This window comes from Thiohalocapsa sp., assembly GCF_022340605.1.
Classification (GTDB): Bacteria; Pseudomonadota; Gammaproteobacteria; order Chromatiales; family Chromatiaceae; genus Thiohalocapsa.
Map to the genome: position 1 here is coordinate 1 of NZ_JAJDNQ010000135.1, position 4,222 is coordinate 4,222.

1 protein-coding gene is annotated in these 4,222 nt (G+C 67.6%); it reads left to right on the forward strand.

Annotated elements, in window-relative coordinates:
* Positions 1-514: 514 nt before the first annotated feature.
* The coding region (locus LJE69_RS16480; RefSeq protein WP_296927114.1) for a ribonucleoside-diphosphate reductase subunit alpha at positions 515-4,222 on the forward strand (3,708 nt) is incomplete at its 3' end.

Genomic DNA, 4,222 nt, shown 5'->3' on the forward strand with positions numbered 1-4,222 from the left:
TGACCTCGTCGCGCCGCTCCCGTGGCCCACCGCGCCGCGCGCGGGGCGCGGGGTCGTTCTCCCTCCCCACGCTCGCCTTGCCGGCTATCCGCCGACAAATACCCATCCAAATCTCCCCGGCGGCAGCGCTGCCGCGGCGCAGAAGCCGCGATCCACGCGCCACCGTGCACCGCCGTCATCCACAGCCGAGCCCAGCAACGGCGCGCCCACACGCGTCGTCCTGACCGACTTATCCACAGGTTACGCACAGCCTGTCAACGGCTTGCTCACCAGGTTGACCACAATATATTGTGGTTGACAGCAATCAAACAACATATATATTCCAGCCACTGACAGCGGAGCCGTGCGCACGCGAGCGGTCGTCCACACGACGCCACGTTACCGCCAGCGCGGCCGGCACCTACCCGGCTCGCTTGCCGCACGAGAAGCCCACCATCAAACCAGGAGAGATGCCATGACTGCTGCCACGCGCGCCGAGACCGCCAGTGCCGATCGACCCGACCACGCCGGCAGCATGGCGCCGGGCAGCAGCCCAGGCGCCCCGGCCACGACGGCCGAGATTGGCGCGCACCAACCGGGGCGGGTGCAGGTGATCCGCCGCAACGGCAAGGTGACGCACTTCGACCCGAACAAGATCAAGGTGGCCATGACCAAGGCCTTCCTGGCCGTGGAGGGCGGCAGCGCGGCGGCGTCCTCGCGCATCCACGACCGGGTGGAGCGCCTGACGGAGCAGGTGGCGAGCGCGCTCACTCGGCGCCTGCCGGGCGGCGGCACGGTGCACATCGAAGACATCCAGGACCAGGTGGAGCTGGCGCTGATGCGCGCCGGCGAGCACAAGGTGGCCCGCGACTACGTGCTCTACCGCGACGCTCGCGCCCGCGAGCGTGCCGAGAAGGCCGCCATGCTGTCCACCGCGGACTCCGCAGCCGAGCATGGCATCAACATCACCCTCGCCGACGGCAGCACGCGGCCGCTCGACGCCGAGCGCCTGGCCCGCCTGGTGGACGAGGCCGCCCGCGGGCTCGACGGCGTCGACGCCGAGGCCATCCTCAAGGACACCCTGCGCAACCTCTTCGACGGCGTCAAAGAGGCCGACGTAGGCCAGGCACTGGTGATGAGCGCCCGCGCCATGATCGAGCGCGAGCCCGCCTACAGCCAGGCCGCGGCGCGGCTGCTGCTGGACATCCTGAGGCGCGAGGCGCTGGGCTTCCTTGACTTGGGCCTAGGCGTCGAGACCCAGGCCGACATGGGCGAACGCTATGCGGATTACTTCGCGGCCTATGTCCAGCGCGCCGGCGACCTGGAGCTACTCGACAAACAGCTCGGGCGCTTCGACATCGCCCGCCTCGGCGCGGCGCTGAAGTCGGAGCGTGATCTTCAGTTCACGTATCTCGGCCTGCAAACCCTCTACGACAGGTATTTCATCCACACCGACCGCGGCGTGCGCTTCGAGCTGCCGCAGGCGTTCTTCATGCGCGTGGCCATGGGGCTCGCCATCAACGAGATCGACCGCGAGGAGCGTGCCATCGAGTTCTACGAGCTGCTCTCCAGCTTCGACTTCATGAGCTCAACGCCGACGCTGTTCAACTCCGGCACGCTCAGGCCCCAGCTCAGCTCCTGCTACCTCACCACGGTGCCGGACGACCTCGACGGCATCTACGGCGCCATCAAGGACAACGCCCTGCTCAGCAAGTTCGCCGGCGGCTTGGGCAACGACTGGAGCCGTGTGCGCGGCATGGGCGCACACATCAAGGGCACCAACGGCAAGTCCCAGGGCGTCGTGCCCTTCCTGAAGGTGGCAAACGACACCGCGGTGGCGGTGAACCAGTGCTTCGCGCCAGACACCACGGTGTTCACCGCCGACGGCCCCAAGCCCATCGCCGAGGTCAAGCGCGGCGACCTGGTGCTGGGCCAGCGCGGGCGCTACCGCGAAGTCACCGAGAACCTCGTCTACGACCAGAAGGACGCGCCCATGGTGCGGGTGCGGGTGAAGCACTCGGTCAATGACCTGCGCGTCACCGCCGGCCATCCGTTCTGGGCCATCCAGGGCGTGCCGCAGGAGCAGGCAATCGGGCGCACGCTGGGGCAGATCGAGAGCGGGCGGTTCCAGCCGGAGTGGGTCGAGGCCGGCCAGCTCGGCCGCGGCGACTACGTGGCGCAGGTGATCCCGGGAGAGGTGGTACCTGTGGCGGGTTTCACCGAGGCCGATGCCCGCTTCTACGGCATCCTGCTGGGCGACGGGCACCTGACGCGCGGCCAGGAATTCGGCATTTCCGGCAACCCCAGCCGCGATCAGGGCCACCTGGACTTCGTGCGGGCCTACCTCGCCGAGCGAGACATCCACTTCTGGGAAAGCGCACGCGGCGACGCTTACACCCAGATCAAGTGGTCCGTCGGCAAGGGTCTCGCGCGCTGCGCCACCACGGGCCAATGGGTGGGTCAGGACCAGGCCGCCCTACCCTTCACCGAAGACGACCTCTACGACGCCGCGCGCAACAAGCGCATCGCACGCCGCTTCAGCCACCTGCCCCACAACCAGGCGCTGGCGCTGATCCAGGGCCTGCTCGAGACCGACGGCGGCATCAGCCGCGGCAAGGAGATCTACTTCACCAGCATCTCCGCGCCGCTCGCCGAAGGCCTGCGCTACCAGCTCCTGCGCCTGGGCATCCCCTGCGCCGGCCAGTACCGCGAGCGCGACAGTGCACACCAAGGCACCCGCGCCGATGGCAGCGTCTTGTCCTTCACCGGCACCACCCGGACCTTCGACCTGCGCATCCCGGCAGCGCCGATCATCGCGGACCTGCTCGGCGTGCCGGCGCTCACCAAGCAGAACTGGTTCCGGCTCGGCAACTGGGTCTTCACCCGCGTCAAGGCCGTCGAGCCGATCGCACCGCTGGCCTGGGTGCACGATCTCCAGGTGGAGGGCGACGAGAGCTACATGACCGCCGCCGCCCTGGTGCACAACGGCGGCAAGCGCAAGGGCGCCGTCTGCGCCTACCTCGAGACCTGGCACGTGGACATCGAGGAGTTCCTGGACCTGCGCAAGAACACCGGCGACGACCGCCGCCGCTGCCACGACATGAACACCGCCAACTGGGTGCCGGACCTGTTCATGAAGCGCGTCGCCGAGGACGGCATGTGGTCCCTGTTCTCGCCGGACGAGACCCCGGACCTGCACGATCGCATGGGCCAGGACTTCGAGCGCGCCTACACCGCCTACGAGGAGCGCGCCGCCCGCGGTGAGCTGCGCGTGCACAAGCGCATCAAGGCCGTAGACCTGTGGCGCAAGATGCTCGCCATGCTGTTCGAGACCGGCCATCCGTGGATCGCCTTCAAAGATCCCTGCAACCTGCGCTACACCAACCAGCACGTGGGGCAGGTGCACAGCTCCAACCTCTGCACCGAGATCACGCTGCACACCAACGACCAGGAGATCGCCGTCTGCAATCTCGGCAGCGTCAACCTGGCCAATCACGTGGGCAGCCAGGGGCTCGACACCGCCAAGCTCAAGAAGACCGTCGGCACCGCCATGCGGATGCTGGACAACGTCATCGACTACAACTTCTACAACGTGCCACAAGCGCGCAAATCGAACCTGCGCCACCGCCCGGTTGGGCTCGGCATCATGGGCTTCCAGGACGCGCTGTATAAGCTCGGCATCGCCTACGCGAGCCCGGACGCCGTGCAGTTCGCCGACCAGAGCATGGAAATCCTGAGCTACTACGCCATCGAGGCCAGCACCGACCTGGCCGACGAGCGCGGCCGCTACCAGAGCTTCAGCGGCAGCCTGTGGAGCCAGGGTGTGCTGCCCATCGACAGCATCCGCCTGCTGGAGGAGGGCCGCGGCGGCTACCTGCAGATGGACACCAGCGCGACCCTGGACTGGGAGGCGCTGCGCCAACGCGTCACGACCATCGGCATGCGCAACGGCAACTGCATGGCCATCGCCCCGACGGCCACCATCAGCAACATCTGCGGTGTCAGCCAGTCCATCGAGCCGACCTATCAGAACCTGTTCGTCAAATCGAACCTGTCCGGCGAGTTCACCGTCGTCAACCCCTACCTCGTCGCCGATCTCAAGGAGCACGGTCTCTGGGACAGCGTCATGGTCAACGACCTCAAGTACTACGACGGCAGCGTGCAGCAGATCGACCGCATCCCGGACGACCTCAAGCAGACCTACGCCACCGCGTTCGAGATCGACCCCCGCTGGCTGGTGGAG